The organism is Bradyrhizobium sp. ma5 (genome assembly GCF_042258955.1).
GTDB lineage: Bacteria > Pseudomonadota > Alphaproteobacteria > Rhizobiales > Xanthobacteraceae > Bradyrhizobium.
Genome location: NZ_CP170156.1, coordinates 1,509,214 through 1,523,887, shown reverse-complemented (window position 1 = coordinate 1,523,887; position 14,674 = coordinate 1,509,214). Strand labels below are relative to the sequence as shown.

General features: G+C 65.8%; 17 protein-coding genes. 8 read left to right on the top strand and 9 right to left on the bottom strand.

Annotated elements, in window-relative coordinates; all coding sequences use genetic code 11:
* Positions 1–200: 200 nt before the first annotated feature.
* The 4 genes from ACE103_RS07105 to ACE103_RS07090 are packed head-to-tail and all read right to left on the bottom strand — an operon-like array spanning position 201 to position 3,740.
* Positions 201–635, bottom strand: a complete 435-nt coding sequence (locus ACE103_RS07105; RefSeq protein ID WP_223969681.1) for a DUF5413 family protein — start codon at positions 633–635, stop codon at positions 201–203.
* A 39-nt stretch (positions 636–674) separates the two neighbouring features.
* Positions 675–842 carry a hypothetical protein gene (locus tag ACE103_RS07100; RefSeq protein WP_223969682.1) on the bottom strand — a complete coding sequence of 56 codons (168 nt, stop codon included), beginning with the start codon at positions 840–842 and terminating at the stop codon, positions 675–677.
* Positions 835–2,412 (bottom strand): hypothetical protein, encoded by a 1,578-nt coding sequence (locus tag ACE103_RS07095; protein WP_375778843.1) that lies wholly within the window; start codon positions 2,410–2,412, stop codon positions 835–837. The genes ACE103_RS07100 and ACE103_RS07095 overlap by 8 nt, the downstream gene beginning before the upstream one ends.
* A 35-nt stretch (positions 2,413–2,447) precedes the next feature.
* Complete coding sequence (locus ACE103_RS07090; protein ID WP_375778842.1) at positions 2,448–3,740, bottom strand: adenylosuccinate synthase; 1,293 nt, start codon at positions 3,738–3,740, stop codon at positions 2,448–2,450.
* Positions 3,741–4,099: 359 nt separating this feature from the next.
* Between ACE103_RS07090 and ybaK the strand changes: the two genes are divergently transcribed.
* Positions 4,100–4,582, top strand: coding sequence for a Cys-tRNA(Pro) deacylase (ybaK, locus tag ACE103_RS07085; RefSeq protein WP_375778841.1), 483 nt, complete (start codon positions 4,100–4,102; stop codon positions 4,580–4,582).
* 63 nt (positions 4,583–4,645) lie between these two features.
* On the opposite strand, the gene ACE103_RS07080 is transcribed toward ybaK, so the two are convergent.
* From ACE103_RS07080 to ACE103_RS07070, 3 genes are read right to left on the bottom strand one after another with little or no spacing between them, the layout of a single operon-like run.
* Positions 4,646–4,864 (bottom strand): hypothetical protein, encoded by a 219-nt coding sequence (locus tag ACE103_RS07080; protein WP_223969686.1) that lies wholly within the window; start codon positions 4,862–4,864, stop codon positions 4,646–4,648.
* A 38-nt stretch (positions 4,865–4,902) separates the two neighbouring features.
* Complete coding sequence (locus ACE103_RS07075) at positions 4,903–6,267, bottom strand: cytochrome P450 (RefSeq protein ID WP_375778840.1); 1,365 nt, start codon at positions 6,265–6,267, stop codon at positions 4,903–4,905.
* Positions 6,227–6,883: an acyl-homoserine-lactone synthase gene (locus tag ACE103_RS07070; protein ID WP_375778839.1), complete on the bottom strand. Its 657-nt coding sequence runs from the start codon at positions 6,881–6,883 to the stop codon at positions 6,227–6,229. The genes ACE103_RS07075 and ACE103_RS07070 overlap by 41 nt, the downstream gene beginning before the upstream one ends.
* Positions 6,884–6,962: 79 nt before the next feature.
* Between ACE103_RS07070 and ACE103_RS07065 the strand changes: the two genes are divergently transcribed.
* The 5 genes from ACE103_RS07065 to ACE103_RS07045 all read left to right on the top strand — a co-directional run bounded on the left by ACE103_RS07065 (position 6,963) and on the right by ACE103_RS07045 (position 11,758).
* Positions 6,963–7,736 carry an autoinducer binding domain-containing protein gene (locus tag ACE103_RS07065; protein WP_375778838.1) on the top strand — a complete coding sequence of 258 codons (774 nt, stop codon included), beginning with the start codon at positions 6,963–6,965 and terminating at the stop codon, positions 7,734–7,736.
* 342 nt (positions 7,737–8,078) lie between these two features.
* Positions 8,079–8,465 carry a hypothetical protein gene (locus tag ACE103_RS07060; protein WP_223969690.1) on the top strand — a complete coding sequence of 129 codons (387 nt, stop codon included), beginning with the start codon at positions 8,079–8,081 and terminating at the stop codon, positions 8,463–8,465.
* A gap of 212 nt (positions 8,466–8,677) precedes the next feature.
* Positions 8,678–9,604: a DMT family transporter gene (locus tag ACE103_RS07055; RefSeq protein ID WP_375778837.1), complete on the top strand. Its 927-nt coding sequence runs from the start codon at positions 8,678–8,680 to the stop codon at positions 9,602–9,604.
* An 82-nt stretch (positions 9,605–9,686) separates the two neighbouring features.
* A complete protein-coding gene (locus ACE103_RS07050; protein WP_223969692.1) occupies positions 9,687–10,496 on the top strand; it encodes an MlaD family protein in 810 nt (269 codons plus the stop codon).
* 107 nt (positions 10,497–10,603) lie between these two features.
* Positions 10,604–11,758, top strand: a complete 1,155-nt coding sequence (locus ACE103_RS07045) for an alpha-hydroxy acid oxidase (RefSeq protein ID WP_375781031.1) — start codon at positions 10,604–10,606, stop codon at positions 11,756–11,758.
* Positions 11,759–11,760: 2 nt separating this feature from the next.
* On the opposite strand, the gene ACE103_RS07040 is transcribed toward ACE103_RS07045, so the two are convergent.
* The gene (locus ACE103_RS07040) at positions 11,761–12,165 is read right to left on the bottom strand and encodes a hypothetical protein (protein ID WP_223969693.1); all 405 of its coding nucleotides are present in this window, start codon (positions 12,163–12,165) and stop codon (positions 11,761–11,763) included.
* Positions 12,166–12,239: 74 nt separating this feature from the next.
* On the opposite strand from ACE103_RS07040, the gene ACE103_RS07035 reads away from it, so the two are divergent.
* Positions 12,240–12,857 carry a TetR/AcrR family transcriptional regulator gene (locus tag ACE103_RS07035; protein WP_375778836.1) on the top strand — a complete coding sequence of 206 codons (618 nt, stop codon included), beginning with the start codon at positions 12,240–12,242 and terminating at the stop codon, positions 12,855–12,857.
* A 141-nt stretch (positions 12,858–12,998) separates the two neighbouring features.
* On the opposite strand, the gene ACE103_RS07030 is transcribed toward ACE103_RS07035, so the two are convergent.
* The gene (locus ACE103_RS07030) at positions 12,999–13,400 is read right to left on the bottom strand and encodes a DUF1330 domain-containing protein (RefSeq protein WP_375778835.1); all 402 of its coding nucleotides are present in this window, start codon (positions 13,398–13,400) and stop codon (positions 12,999–13,001) included.
* A 118-nt stretch (positions 13,401–13,518) separates the two neighbouring features.
* Here ACE103_RS07030 and ACE103_RS07025 point away from each other — a divergent pair, with 118 nt between their 5' ends.
* Positions 13,519–14,364 carry a metal-dependent phosphohydrolase gene (locus ACE103_RS07025; RefSeq protein WP_223969696.1) on the top strand — a complete coding sequence of 282 codons (846 nt, stop codon included), beginning with the start codon at positions 13,519–13,521 and terminating at the stop codon, positions 14,362–14,364.
* Positions 14,365–14,674: the final 310 nt, after the last annotated feature.

Here is a 14,674-nt window from a genome sequence, read left to right as displayed (position 1 = left end):
ATGAAAGACGCTGCGCGCCACTTGCGGCGGGCGCCTAATATATTGACAAGATTACTCTAATCGCGCGAGCGGCTGGTCGCCGTGCGTTAGACACGACTTCCTGTCCGGCTACGATGCGCGCATTGCGCCGACCGGTTAGAAATCGCCGATCGCGTCAAAGCCGATAACTTCTGCTTTCCAAAAAGCAATGAGCACACGCGCTAATGCTGGGATGCCGGCGTCGCCGGCACGTGCTGCTCTTCGGCATATTTGTGCGCCAGCCAGGACGTGATCACGCCCGGGATGAAGCCGACCAGCCCGTACAGGATGAACTGCACGGCGCCGCTTTCGGAGCCGTGCGAGGCGTAGGTCAGCGCCGCGCCGACGAACGCCACGAGACCCACGATCAGCATCCGCACTGTCGGCGTGATCCGCCGCATGTGCATCAGGATGTCGTCGATCGCGCCGAACATCAGCGACGGCACGATGCCGAACAGATAATTGTATTGCAGCGACTTCACGAACACGACGAGCAGCTTCGCCACTTCGCCGCCATTGGTCTCGGTCCAGTAGCCGGACTGATAGGTGGTCATGAGCAGCAGCAGGAAGCCGCCGATGAACGGCCCGATGGCTGCGAAGATCAGATAGCGTTTCATGGCGTGCCCCTGCCCGACATCAGGGCGAGTGTAACGCAGTCACGCGACGGTTCTAGGGAAAATCGAAAGCGCCCCGCAATGTTCCGGGATCATCGCGTCGATGCGCTGCAACAGCCAGACTTCGCTTCGCTGCGATACGGAATCGCCCGGACGCAGCCGGGCGATGAGATCGTGCGAACCGAGGTGAGCGCTGAAGCCTTTACTCACCCCACGCCGCGAAGGCGTCGTTGAAGGCGCGCTCGCCGGGGGCGCCCTTTTCGATCGCGATGATGGCGCGGCGCTGGTTGGTGTAGACCAGCGGCACGTCGAACCAGGAGCGCTCCTTCAAGAGCTGCAGATTGCGCGAACGGTCAGCGTCGACATTGGAGAGGCCGACCAGGAAGAAGCCGTCGGTGACCTTGACCGCGAGCCCGGCCAGCGGCGTGCCGCGGGCCTGCTCGTTGGACTTCATCAGGATGCCCGGCACGTTGCCGACGCCGCCATTGGCGAAGTCCTGCGGCAGGATGAAGGTCAATTCCGCGGTATGGCTTGCCGGCAGCGATGAATCGGTGTTGCGGCGGAACGACATCGTCATCTTGAACTTGCGATCGGGGATGTCGATGTCGGCGCGCACGGCGATGTCGGGCTTCTGGTTGCCCGATCCCTTGACCTGCTCGGTGCGCCAGACCACCGAACCGACATATTGCTTGCCCTTCGGATCCGACGGGTCCTCGTCATAGAGCACCACGCGCTGCGCCACCGGCGCGACCGGCTCGCCCGACGACGACGGCTGGCCGACGCGGTCGGTGATCTTCTTGCTCGAAGGCGTCGCCGCGGCATCCTTCGGCGCCTCGACGGGGGCGGAGGTTTTGAACAGGCTGCTGACATAGGTCAGGGCCGGCTTGCCCCAGACCAGGCCGGCGCCGGCCAGGATCAGCAGGACGCCGATCACGAACACGGTCTTGAACGGGAACCTCGAACCGACACGCGGCGGCTTCGGCTCGCGCTCGGCATTGCTGACCCGCGCGCGTGGCGGCGGCGCCTGGGGCGGCTGCGGGGTGTAGCGCTCCGCCTCCTCGATCGCCTCGTCGTAGGAATACGGCGCCTCGGGATCGCCGCCGCGGTTTTCGAGGCTCGGCTCGAGCCGGTCGAATTCCGGCGAGGGCGACGGCACGTTGGCGTAGGTCTTGCGCGCGTTGCGGCTGGCTTGCGCTGCGGCCCGCCCGAGGTCGTCGGCGTCGGCGGTGATGTCGCGGAAGCCGCGCACGCCCGGGGCCGCCGGCGGCGTCGGGGGCGGCGCGCCTTCGGGGCCACGGCGCGGCGGCGTCGGCCGGCCCTGCGGCGCCTGGGTGTCCGCGCCGGCAGCAGCCTGCGGGTTCTGCGGCCGCGGCGAGGCCGGCGGCGCATCGGGACGCAAATTGCGCGGCGGTCGGGGATCGGCCGACGACCGCGGGCGCGCAGCATTGTCGGCGGGATTGGCCTCGGGCGGCCTTGAATTTGCCTCCGGCGGCCTTGGATTGGCGCGGCGCTGCGGGTCGCTGCTGCGGACAGCCCCGCCGCCCGGGCGCGAGGCCTCGCGGGCGCGCTGCGCGGCCTCGGACTCGACCTTGCGCACCGCCTCTTCGAGCGACAGCCGCTCGCGGGTGATCTCGGATTCGGAGAGCGGCGGCTGCACGCCGCGGAGTTGCTGAATCAACGCCGTCCGCGCCCGCGCATACAGCGCACGGCGGGCTTCGCCGGGGGCGGTCGGGTCCAATCCGGCGATGGCACGGGCGATCAGCGGGTAGTAGTCAGCCATTTCCACACAATTGGTGGGATATAGGTAATATCCCGTTAAGCCTCGAACGGATTCTGTACCAGAATAGTATCTTCACGTTCCGGGCTGGTGGAAAGCAGGGTGACCGGGCACCCCACCAGCTCCTCGACCCGGCGGACATACTTGATGGCCTGGGCCGGCAAGTCCGCCCAGGACCGCGCGTTGGCGGTCGGCTGCTTCCAGCCCTCGATGATCTCATAGATCGGCTCGATGCGGGCCTGTGCGCCCTCGCCCGCCGGCAGATGGTCGATCTCCTTGCCGTCGAGCTTGTAGCCGATGCAGACCTTGATGCTGTCGAATCCGTCGAGAATGTCGAGCTTGGTCAGCGCCAACCCGGCAATTCCGCAGGTCCGGACGGTCTGCCGCACCAGCATCGCGTCGAACCAGCCGACCCGGCGCTTGCGCCCGGTGTTGACGCCGAATTCCTTGCCGCGGCGGCCGATTTCCTCGCCGATCTCGTCGTTCAGCTCGGTCGGGAACGGACCCTGGCCGACCCGGGTGGTGTAGGCCTTGCAGATGCCCAGCACATAGCCGACCGCGCCCGGACCCATGCCGGTGCCGGTCGCGGCCTGCGCCGCCACCGTGTTGGACGACGTCACATAGGGATAGGTGCCGTGGTCGACGTCGAGCAGCGCGCCCTGCGCGCCCTCGAACAGGATGCGCTTGCCCTCGCGGCGCTTGAGGTCGAGCAGCCGCCACACCGTCTCGGCATAGGGCAGCAGCTTCGGCGCCAGCGCGGTCAGCTCGGTCAGGATGCGCTTGCCGTCGATCTCCTCCAGATTGTTGCCGCGGCGCAGCGCATTGTGGTGCGCCAGCAGGCGTTCGATCTTGTGCGGCAGGGTATCGAGATCGGCGAGATCCATCAGGCGGATGGCGCGGCGGCCGACCTTGTCCTCATAGGCCGGGCCGATGCCGCGGCGGGTGGTGCCGATCGAGGTGACGGCGTTGGAGGATTCGCGCAGCGAGTCGAGTTCGCGATGCAGCGGCAGGATCAGCGTGACGTTCTCGGCGATCCGCAGATTGTCCGGTCCGACCGCAACGCCCTGCCCCTTCAGTTTGGCGACCTCGTCGAGGAAAGCCTGCGGGTCGAATACCACGCCGTTGCCGATCACCGCGAGCTTGTTCGGGCGCAGCACGCCGGAGGGCAGCAGCGCCAGCTTGTAGGTCTCGCCATTGATCACGAGCGTATGGCCGGCATTGTGGCCGCCCTGGAAGCGCACGACGATGTCGGCCTGTTCCGACAGCCAGTCGACGATCTTGCCCTTCCCTTCGTCACCCCATTGGGCGCCGACGACGACAACATTGGCCATTGCGAAGATGTTCCCTTCAGGTGTTTCAGAGACCATGATCGCGGCGAAAACGCGTCCGCCCACAGCGACCATGCATGATATGCCCAGCCCAAATCGCGGCGCCCGGCCGCGCACACGCAAGGCGCCTACCGGATAAAGGAAGCGGGTCGGCTGCGCAAGCAAGAAGGGGGTCGTTTGCGCCTTTTAGACGAGCTACAACCCTTTGATATCCCCCAAAATTCCATGCCGTGCCCGGCCGCGGCGGGCTGACGGGAATTTAATGTTGGGGTGGGCTTGGGCTGGCCTCGGGCTGTCCTTACGGCCGATTGATCGCCGGGCCCATTGCGGCGATCATTCGGCCGTATCAACCGGCCCGGATCATGCCCAATTCGACCCAAGCGACGATGGCGCTGCGCAAGCTAGGCATTGCCTTCAAGCTCCACACCTATGTGTACGATTCCAGCGCCGAGAGCATCGGGCTGCAGGCGGCGGAGGCGCTCGGCGTCGACCCGAACCGCATGCTCAAGACGCTGATGGCGGAGGTCGACGGCAAGCCGGTCTGCGCCGTGGTGCCGTCCGACTGCGAGGTCAGCATGAAGAAGCTTGCCGCAGCCCTCGGCGGCAAGTCGGCGAAGATGATGCGCCCGACCGATGCCGAGCGGCTGACCGGCTACCACGTCGGCGGCATCAGCCCGTTCGGCCAGAAAAAGAAAGTGCCGACCGCGATCGACGAGACCGCGCTCACCCATGTCACCGTATTCGTCAATGGCGGCCAGCGCGGCCTGCAGATCGAGATCGATCCGAACGACGCCGCGCTCGCCGCCGGCGCCACGATGAAGGCGCTGGTGGCGACGCAGGACTAGAGCTTCGGTTCTGATAGAATCAGAACCGAAGCTCCAGACTCTGGTTTTGACGCGTTTGCGCGATCAATGCGAGGGCTTGTCCCGGTTGAACTCCGCGCCGACGTAGTCGGACAGGCCGGACAATTCCTCCGCCGAAATATCGTTGACGTTGAGCCTGAGCTGCATGATCGCGAGGTCGAGCAGATGGGCGGCGAAGGTCGCGCCGGAGGCCGTCACGATGCTGCGCTGCTCGATCAAGACAGCGATGACGTCGCGCAGACTGCGCATTTGCACTTGATCCATGGCCCTCTGCCCGATGCCGGCCGTCGTGATGTGTGTTGTCATTGGGATACCGATTGTAATGAGCTGATGGACGCAGCGTTGGCGGATGAAATGTAGGGCAGCCGCTCGGTTTCCTCGCCGAGATGCAGGATGCGCGATGGCAGCTCGCGGACTTCGATGCCGATCGTCATCGGCGGCGGAATCAGCGTCACCGAGGCTTTCGGCCAGGGCGCCGGATTCGGGCTGACGGCGGTGAAGCGATAGGCGGCTGCGATCTCGAGCGCGAGCAATTGCAATTCGAGCATCGCAACCCCCATCCCGGCGCAGGCGCGCGGGCCGGCGCCGAACGGGATGTAGGCGTCGGTGTTGTAGCGCCGCGTCATCAGGAAGCGGTCGGGATCGGGGAATTGCCTGGGATCGCGCTGCAATTGCCAGGGGCAGATCAGCAGCGAGGTGCCGACCTTGAGCTCGCGCCCGCCGATCGTCACCGGCTGCATCACCTCGCGCGAGAACCACCAGGCGCTCGGATAGAGCCGGCAGACCTCCTTGACCAACGTCGCGCTCAGATTGGCGCGCTTCACGGCGTCAAGCCGCAGTTCGCCGTCGTCGCCAAGGCACTCCGCCGCCTCGTCGGCAATGTCGTCCATCAGGGCAGGATCGGCGGCCATCTGGTAGAACATCCACGCCGCAGTCGAACCCGTGGTGTGATGGCCGGCCAGCAGCAGTGTCAGGATCTCGTCCTCAAGATCGCGATCGCTGAGGCCGAGCGCCTCGAGATCCCGCAGCGCGCTGCTTGAACCCGCCTTGCTGCGCAGGCGTTGCACCACCGTCGACATGGCAAGCTTCGCGCAGACCCGATTCTGCCGGCGCCGGTACCAAGCCACCGGACCGAATGGCAAGGCGCGGAACATCTCCTCGGCCAGATCGTCCTCGATCACGCCGACGGCCTGAACCAGCGCTTCCTCGTCGCCGGACGACATCAGCTGGGAGCCGAAGATCGCGACGCAGATGGTCCGCAACGCCAGCATCGCGGTGACATGGTGCGGATCGAACGATCCGAGCCGCGCCAGACTGGCGCCGACCGCGCGGATCTCGGCGCACATATGCGGAAGGAATTTCTCGACGCTGCCCTTGGCCATGTGCTTCTGCAGCACCGCGCGGCGCCGCTTGTGCTCCTCGCCGCTCAACATCAGCGAGCTGCGGCCGAGCACCGGCGTCAGCTTCTTGATCAGCTTGCCCTTTCCGATGTCGGTCTCCGGCGCCTTGAGGATCGGGCGCAGCAGATCGGGATCGTTCACCAGAAAGACCGGCGCAGGACCGAGCCGCAGGGGCACGAGGCCTCGCTCGGCCTCGTTGCCGCGCGTCAGCAGCAGACGCAGCGGATCACGCTGGAATGCTCGAACGTCCGAGAACATGTGAGGCATCGTGAATCTCCAATTGCCGTCCAAGGTCGAGGAATTTGGTCAGGCCGGGATTGTCGGCGAGACCAAGCGGGATTTCTCCGGCGAGCGCCGTCAGCGGGCGGCCCATGCGATCGTTGCCGATCACCTGCGGCGGGCCGTAGCGGCGGGTGCGGATCTCCATGCGGGTGAGGAAACGCTCGTAGGAAAGGTCGGCGAGCGCCACGAGCGCCGCCGCCCCGCGCAGCTCGGCGAAGCGGAACATCAGCGCGTAGTTGACGCGTGCCGTCCGCGACCTCGCGACACCAGGCAGCACGCCGAAACGGCTGATCTCCCAGGCGTCGCGGCGGCTCGGAAAGCGGCGCACCGCAAGCTGCGGGAACACCGCCTTGGTCAGATACGGATAGTCGGTGCGGATCGCCCGGAAGCCGCCGACCAGATCGACACCCGAGAACAACAGGCAGTGCTCGGTGTACCAGCAGTCGAACTGATCGCGTTCGACGTCGCCGGTCGTGTTCAGAAGCCAGCCGCAATGGTCGACGAACAGCCGCTTGCGCAGCCGCAACATCGCCCCGACATGCGCCGGATCAAGCTCTTCCCGGGTGATGAGGGCATGATATCCGTCCAATGAATGCGGCATTATCCTTTCCTCCAAATGCGGAACATCTGGAACGAAAGGGGTTAACTGTGGTACCCCCGGAAACCGGGGGTTTTAGTCAATGGGCCTGGTAGACGCGATTGCAACCATCGAGGCGTCGGATACCATCGACGAGCTCAGCTCGTCATTGCACCGTGTCATCCAGAACTACGGCTTCTCGGGCTTCGCCTTTGTCGATGCCGGTCGGCCCGACCTTGATCTGCCCTATCACATCGGCACCTTTCCCGACGCCTGGAAGCGGGCGTATGTGCAGAACGAGTTCGTCCATGCCGATCCGGCGCTGGCGCGGTCGCGACGCACCAACACGCCGTTCAGCTGGAGCAGCCTGAAGCTGCCGGAGCGAAGCGGACACAAGCGGGCACCCGAGGCCAAGACGATGGATGCCGCGCGCGAGTTCGGATTCAAGGACGGCTTCGTGGTGCCGTTCCATTATCGCGACCGGCTCGGCGCCGTGCATTCGAGCTCGACGGTGTTCTTCTGGGAAGACCAGCCGCGCGACTTCGACAAGCTGTTCATCTGCCACCGCCATGAACTGCATCTGTTGATGATCTACTGGGTGCAGCGGGCGATGGACATCGTCAACCGCGACCAGCGCAACGCGCCGACCATCCTGAAGCCCGCCGACGCCGCCGAGACCATCAAGCTCACGGCACGGGAGAAGGAAGTGATCGCCTGGGCGGCGCGCGGCAAGACCGTGGCCGACACCGCGCAAATTCTCGGCATTTCGCCGGAGACGGTCGAAGGCTTCATCAAGCATGCGCTGCGCAAGCTCGAGGCCTCCAACAAGACGCACGGGGTGGCGAAGAGCATCGCGCTCGGGATCATCGACCTGTGAGCGACAACGCCGCGAACTGTGGCGAGGTCACACATCCGGGTTGGATTTGCCTCAACGATCGCCCTCAGATTGCATTCGCGTACGATCTTGATATTAAGGCTGCATAATTAACTGCGGCCCGATGACAGGGATCTCAGGCCATGGGTGCGTATTGCAGTGCCCGCCCGGCACGACTGCCTGGCTATCGTGAAAACACGGATCGTCCTGCAGGTCGCCGGGACCGATTGTCGATCCGGATTATCCGTAGAAGTCCCGTCGCGACGAACCGCTGTTCGATTTGCTACCAATCATCGTCGCGGACATGTTGTCGACGGACGTAGCTGGAGATCGCCCAGGCGCACCATGAGCACATCGCAGGACGACCAGATCGATCAACTGGTGCAGGCGCGCTGGCGCGCAATCGGCCTGTCGCAGGCAGATCTCGCCGAGATCCTGTGCGCGGGCGCCTCCCTGCAAAAGAACGGCGTGGACGGCACCGTCAAGATCGATACCGGTCGCCTCGCGACCGTCGCCGAGATGCTCGGGGTCGCCGCCGATATCCTCAATCGCCGGCCCGCCACCCCGGCGCAGACACACGGCGGCCAGGCGTCGGAATCGCTGCAATCCCTGCTCGAGCTGCGCATGCTGCGGGTGTTCCGCGACGTCAAGGACCCCGACACCAAGCGGATCCTGATCGAGCTCGCCGAGCAGATCGTCAAGCGCCAGACCACGCCGCCGGAGACCGGCTAGAGCCTTGTCGCGGATCGGCGTGCGCTGCCGCTGCGGAGCGACCCGGCAAAGCGCCACCGCGCTTTCCGTAAGGGGCCTTCGCGCATGGTCGCGATGCGTCCATCCCCATTGATAGAACGGCGGAATCCGTGTCTGTGACGGACGCCGGGGCGATCCGTACCGGCCCGGCGACGGGCGGGCGGGCCGCGGCGTCGTGAACCCGGGCCTTCCGCATGTCTGCCACCGATTCCACCACAACGCCTGCGTCCGGCTCCTGGATCGCCAACCAGCCGTATCTATTGCTGTGCATCACCGCGATGTGCTGGGCTGGCAATGCGATCGTCGGCCGGCTCGCCGCCGGCCATATTCCGCCGGTGACGCTGTCGTTCCTGCGCTGGTTCGTGGCGTTCCTGATCATCCTGCCGTTTGCCTGGAAACACCTCGCCAGCGACTGGCCCGCGATCCGCAAGAATCTCGGCATCATGCTGCTGCTGTCGATGACCGGCATCAGCGCCTTCAACACGCTGCAATACTGGGCGCTCGAGCACACCCAGGCGCTCAACACGCTGCTGCTGCAATCCTCCGTGCCGCTGATGGTCGCGCTGTGGTCGCTGATCCTGCTCGGCGCGCGGCTCACGCTGGCGCAGCTCTGCGGCGTCTTGCTGTCGCTCGCCGGCGTGCTGGTGATCCTGCTGCACGGCGATCTCACGACGCTGTCGAAGATCGAGTTCAACAAGGGCGACCTGATCTTCATTGCCGCGCTGGTGATCTTCGCGCTGTACTCGGTGCTGACCCTGAAGCGGCCCAGGATCCACGGGCTGTCAGTCGCGGCCTTCACCTTCGGCTGCGGCGCGCTGTTCCTGGTCCCGTTCCTGATCTGGGAACTCGGCGCGCGTCCGGTGATGCAGCTCACGACCGGCAATCTGCTCTCGCTGTTCTATGTCGCGGTGTTCCCCTCGACGGTGGCCTATCTGTGCTTCAACCGCGGTGTGCAGCTGATCGGCGCTAACCGCGCCGCGCCGTTCTTCCACATGGTTCCGGTGTTCGGGACCATCATGTCGATCGTGTTCATCGGCGAGCATCCGCAGGCCTTCCATTTCATCGGCTTCGCGCTGGTGTTGGCCGGGGTGTTCGCGGCGTCGCGGCGGCAGTCGGCCTGATCTCGCCCGCCGGAGGCGCGGTGACTAGCGGCGGCAAATCCGCTATCTCTTGAGGTCTGCTTCGCGGACAGGTCCCAAACGCATGGCGCGCGCCAGCAATCTCGTGATCGGCACCCTGACGCTCGCCCTGATCGCCGGCTCGCTCGGCGGCTGGCTGGGCTATCAGCGCTATGCCGGCATCAAGCGGATGGTGCCGTTCCGCGTCGTGTTCGAGGGCTCGGCCTCCGGCCTGCGCCGCGGCGCCAGCGTCAACTTCGCCGGCGTGCGGATCGGCGAGGTGGTCTCGATCAGGCTCGACCGTCACCGCGTGGTGGCGATGACGCGGATCGAGGGCAACGCCCCGATCAAGAAGGACACCCAGGCCGGTCTCGAATTCCAGGGCCTGACCGGGATCGCCGCGATCTCCTTCACCGGCGGCACCGACGAAGCCCCGCCGCCGCCGCTCGGCGCCGACGGCATTCCCGAGCTGACCGCCGACCCCGAAGGCACCATGGGCATCCAGGAGAAGCTGCGGGTCGCGCTGCGCAATGTCGATCGCGTCATCACCGAGAACCAGGCCGACATCAAGGACTCGCTGCTCGGGCTCGAGAACTTCACCAACTCGCTGTCGGGCAATGGCGAATTGATCGCGGGCTTCATCGATGCCGCCGACGACGGCATCAGCACTGTCGACGCCAAGCTGACCTCGGCCGACAAGTTCCTGAAGAGCTTCGGCAGCGACAAATATGGCGGCGAGCTGCTGCCGACCGTGATCTCGCTGCGCGAGTTGATCCAGAGTTTCGACAAGAAATCCGGCGCCATGATCGCCGAGACCCGCAAGACGCTCAGCGACGTCAGCCAGTCCGTCAACCAGTTCAACGAGAAGATTGTCGGGCGCGGCGGCAGGCGCTAGCCTCGCGCTCCAACCAAGAACCAAGAACGACGGAAACGCCCAACGTGCACGACCGGACCGCAGCGCTCTCCCCGCCTCCCGCAACCGTCAACCGCGCGGCAAGCGCCGTGCCCCGGCATTTGCGGCGCTATCTCACGCTCGACGATTTCGAGCCGCAAGCGCGGCGGCTGTTGCCGAAATTCCTCTACGGCTACATCTCCGGCGGCGCCGAGACCGACGCGGCGCGGTCAGACAATCGCCGGGCATTCGACGAATACGGTTTCGTGCCGCGCGTGCTGAAGGACGTCTCCGGCCGCGACCAGACCACGACGCTGTTCGGCAAGAGCTACGCCTCGCCGTTCGGGATTCCGCCGATGGGCTCATCCGCGCTGTGCGCCTATCGCGGCGACATCGTGCTGGCGCGCGCCGCGGCTGCGGCCAATGTCCCGATGATCCTCTCGGCCTCCTCGCTGATTACGCTGGAGGACGTCCGCGCCGCCAATCAGCAGGCCTGGTACCAGGCCTATCTCGCCGGGCTTCCCGAGCGCATCGAACCGCTGGTCGATCGCGTCGCGGCGGCCGGCTACGACACCTTCGTCGTTACCGCCGACGTGCCGGTGCCGCCCAACCGCGAGAACAACATCCGCAACGGCTTCCAGGTGCCGCTCGAGATCACGCCCCGGGTGTTCTGGGACACCATCACCCATCCGGACTGGCTGCTGAACACCTGGGCGCGCACCGTGTTCAATCACGGCATGCCGCATTTCGAGAACATGGACGCCAAGCGGGGGCCGCCGGTGTTGTCCAAGAACTTGATGCGCAACATCGGCAGCCGCGATCAGCTCGCCTGGAAACATGTCGAGCTGATCCGCAAGCGCTGGCCCGGCAAGCTCGTGGTCAAGGGTCTGATCTCGCCGGAGGACGCGCGGCTGGCGCGCGAGCACGGCTGCGACGGCGTGATGGTTTCCAACCATGGCGGCCGCCAGCTCGACTACACCGTCTCCGCGCTGCGCACACTGCCGGAGATCGCGGCGCAGAAGGGCGATATGACCGTGATGGTGGACGGCGGCATCCGCCGCGGCACCGACGTGATCAAGGCGCTCGCGCTCGGTGCCGATTTCGTCTGGATCGGCCGTCCGTTCCTCTATGGCGCCGTGGTCGCGGGCGAAGCTGGCGTAGCGCGCGCGATCTCGCTGCTGCACGCCGAGATCGACCGCGACCTCGCGCTGCTCGGCATCCGCAGCATCAAAGAGATCACCCCGGACCTGGTGCGGAAATACTGAGCTCAGGCGTAGCGCGCCGCGCCCATGCAGAGCGCGGTGATCGCGAGCAGCCCGGCTGCGATGCGCTGGGCGACCGCCAACTGCGAGCGTGCAGCTGACGTATCGGTCGCGCCATTACGCAGTTGCCTGACCGCACCGCCGCCGACGATGATCTGCACGGCAACGGCTGCCAGCGCTGCGATCGCGCCACCCGCCAGGATCTGCTCCGACAATGCGAACGAACCTTCATGGACCAGGCGCCACAGCGTGGTGCCGGTGACGATCGCAACCGTCGCCGCGCCGATTTGCGGGACCAGCAGCTTTTCGCCTCCGAGGCCGCCGGTGCGCGCCAAAGTGAAGCTGGAGCCGGCCCAAAACACCGATGACAGGACGTGAAGGGACAGGGCTATGATGAGGACGGTCTGCATGATCTCGCTCCAAAGGGCATTGAGAATTAGATATACATAATGTATAGTCAATCCGACGAAAGCAAGGCCAACCGATGCCGCCGCGCAGCTATGTGAGCCCCGCGCGCAGCGCCGCCGCCGCCGAGACCCGCGAGCGCGTGATCGAGGCCGCCTCGCGCACGCTGCGCGAAGGCGAGAGCATTGCGCGCTTCTCGCTGGATACGGTGGCGAAGGCCGCCGGCGTGACGCGGCTGACCGTCTACAACCAGTTCGGCTCGCGGCGCGGGCTGCTGGAAGCCGTGTTCGACGAGATCGCGCGTCATGGCGGGCTGCATCAGCTCGCCGACGCCATGGCGATGGCCGATCCGCGCGCCGCGCTCGACCGCATGGTCGAGATCTTCTGCGGCTTCTGGAGCCGCGATTCCGCGGTCGGCCGCCTGCACGACGCGATGGCGACCGATCCCGAATTCGCCGAGGCCCTGCGCGAGCGCAACGAGCGCCGCCGCCGCGGCGTCACCGCATTGATCGACCGCATCGCGGGCAAGGGCGCATCGCCGCAGGCCCGCAAGGATGCCGTCGACCTGATCTTCGCACTGACGAGCTATCCGACCTTCGCCTCGCTGAGCGCGGGACGATCAAGGGATGAGGTCTGCCGCGTGGTCCAGGCGGCCTGCCGCTCAGCCCTCGCGCCGCTAATCAACCCGTCATCCTGAGGAGCCGCGAAGCGGCGTCTCGAAGGATGAATCGGCCACAGTCGGGCCGTCGACCCTTCGAGGGCCGCTGAAGAAGCGGCCACCTCAGGGTGACGGTGATAGACTTGAAGGCGAGGCCTCGGGAAAAGTTCGCGCTCCCCCTCACCCAACCCTGAACTTGCTGTAGGCCTCGCGCGTCGCGACGATGACGTGCTCCTCGCAGCCGTTGCGGCGATGCGGGTCGCAGCGGGTCTCGTAGTCGGTCGAGCTCATCATGTCGAGGAAATCAGCGACGCTCGGGTAATAGACCAGCGCGAGGTAATCCCAGCGCTGGCCGGCCGGCTCGCCCAGCGCGACCGTCTCGGCGCTGCCGGTCCAGAGCAGCGTGCCGCCGCGCGCCTTGATCATGGGGACGGTGAGCGCGCTGTAGCGCAGATAGGCATCCCAGCCCGAGCCGTCGCCGTCGAGCGACCGCTGGCGAAACCGCATCAGATTGACCATCACGACCGGAGCCTCTTGATCCAGCTCGCTCAAGCCTTTGACGTTCAGAAGATCGACGCCCATCCACCAGCTCCCGTCCCGCGCCGGGTCGGTCCGGCCGCAACGATTATGTCACATCGCGGGACTACCCTGAAATGCTGGCAGGCCGTAAGCTCACCGCCCGATCTCGGAGGTCAATGCCGTGATGACCCTTCCCGAACTTGCGGCCGACGCGCTCGGCAAATTCCTCGGCGAATACATGCAGCGCCGCTTCGGCTCTTCGCAGACCCAGCTGGTGGAGATGGTGCCCTCGATCGCACGGATCGCGATCGAATGCATCGGCAACAGCGACGCGCTCTATCACAATGTCGAGCACACCATGCTGGTGACCCTGGCCGGCCACGCCATCCTGCGCGGCCGCGCGCTGCACTCACACATGAGCGCCGAGGATTATGCGCATGTCATCGTCGCCTGCCTCACCCATGACATCGGCTATGTGCGCGGGCTGTTCGATGCCGACGACCACAACGGCTATCTGGTCGCTGCCGACGGCCGCAAGGTGATCCTGCCGCGCGGCTCGTCGGATGCGGCGCTGATGTCCTATCACGTCGACCGCTCGAAGATCTTCGTGATGGAGCGGCTCAAGGGCGTCGCGCTCCTCGACAAGGAGCGCATCGCGCGCGCCATCGAGGGCACCCGCTTTCCGCAGAGCGCGCCTGACGGCAATGAGGAGTTCGGCGAGGAAGCCATTCTGCTGCGGGCCGCCGACCTGATCGGCCAACTCGGCGATCCCCACTACATCCGCAAGGCCAACGCGCTGTACCTCGAATTCGAGGAGGCCGGGCTGAACCGCCAGCTCGGTTACGATTCGCCGGCCGATCTCGTCGACCTCTATCCGCGCTTCTACTGGGACAGCGTCGCGCCGCACGTGCAGAAGGCGATCCGCCACCTCAACATCACCTCCAGCGGACGGCAATGGATCGCCAATCTCTACGGCAACGTATTTCGCGCCGAGCGCGACATCTCGCTGTCGGGACCGCAGAAATAGGTTGAAGGCCGCGCAGGGCCGCAAGCAAGAAACTATCCCCGTCACCCTGAGAGGATGTGAGGCTATATCCTCGTCCACCGCTGTCATCGCCCGGCTTGACCGGGCGATCCAGTACGCCGCGACGTCTCGGCTCGAGCACCGCGGTCTCTGGGATACTGGATCACCCGCATGCGCGGGTGATGACACTGAGTAAGCTGGGCAATCACCCCGTCACCCTGAGGAGCGCGGTGCGTGACGTCGAGTTCGGCCACGCATGGCTCCAATCCGCTCTTTCGTCTTGTGGCGGCGGCGGATTCGGGCACAACATCCG

What these genes read in the sequence shown, in the direction of transcription:
- ACE103_RS07105 (WP_223969681.1), bottom strand. Translation starts at nt 635, where the DNA reads ATGAAACGCTATCTGATCTTCGCAGCCATCGGGCCGTTCATCGGCGGC.
- ACE103_RS07095 (WP_375778843.1), bottom strand. Translation starts at nt 2,412, where the DNA reads ATGGCTGACTACTACCCGCTGATCGCCCGTGCCATCGCCGGATTGGAC.
- ACE103_RS07090 (WP_375778842.1), bottom strand. Translation starts at nt 3,740, where the DNA reads ATGGCCAATGTTGTCGTCGTCGGCGCCCAATGGGGTGACGAAGGGAAG.
- ybaK (WP_375778841.1), top strand. Translation starts at nt 4,100, where the DNA reads ATGCCCAATTCGACCCAAGCGACGATGGCGCTGCGCAAGCTAGGCATT.
- ACE103_RS07080 (WP_223969686.1), bottom strand. Translation starts at nt 4,864, where the DNA reads ATGGATCAAGTGCAAATGCGCAGTCTGCGCGACGTCATCGCTGTCTTG.
- ACE103_RS07075 (WP_375778840.1), bottom strand. Translation starts at nt 6,267, where the DNA reads ATGCCTCACATGTTCTCGGACGTTCGAGCATTCCAGCGTGATCCGCTG.
- ACE103_RS07070 (WP_375778839.1), bottom strand. Translation starts at nt 6,883, where the DNA reads ATGCCGCATTCATTGGACGGATATCATGCCCTCATCACCCGGGAAGAG.
- ACE103_RS07065 (WP_375778838.1), top strand. Translation starts at nt 6,963, where the DNA reads ATGGGCCTGGTAGACGCGATTGCAACCATCGAGGCGTCGGATACCATC.
- ACE103_RS07060 (WP_223969690.1), top strand. Translation starts at nt 8,079, where the DNA reads ATGAGCACATCGCAGGACGACCAGATCGATCAACTGGTGCAGGCGCGC.
- ACE103_RS07055 (WP_375778837.1), top strand. Translation starts at nt 8,678, where the DNA reads ATGTCTGCCACCGATTCCACCACAACGCCTGCGTCCGGCTCCTGGATC.
- ACE103_RS07050 (WP_223969692.1), top strand. Translation starts at nt 9,687, where the DNA reads ATGGCGCGCGCCAGCAATCTCGTGATCGGCACCCTGACGCTCGCCCTG.
- ACE103_RS07040 (WP_223969693.1), bottom strand. Translation starts at nt 12,165, where the DNA reads ATGCAGACCGTCCTCATCATAGCCCTGTCCCTTCACGTCCTGTCATCG.
- ACE103_RS07035 (WP_375778836.1), top strand. Translation starts at nt 12,240, where the DNA reads ATGCCGCCGCGCAGCTATGTGAGCCCCGCGCGCAGCGCCGCCGCCGCC.
- ACE103_RS07030 (WP_375778835.1), bottom strand. Translation starts at nt 13,400, where the DNA reads ATGGGCGTCGATCTTCTGAACGTCAAAGGCTTGAGCGAGCTGGATCAA.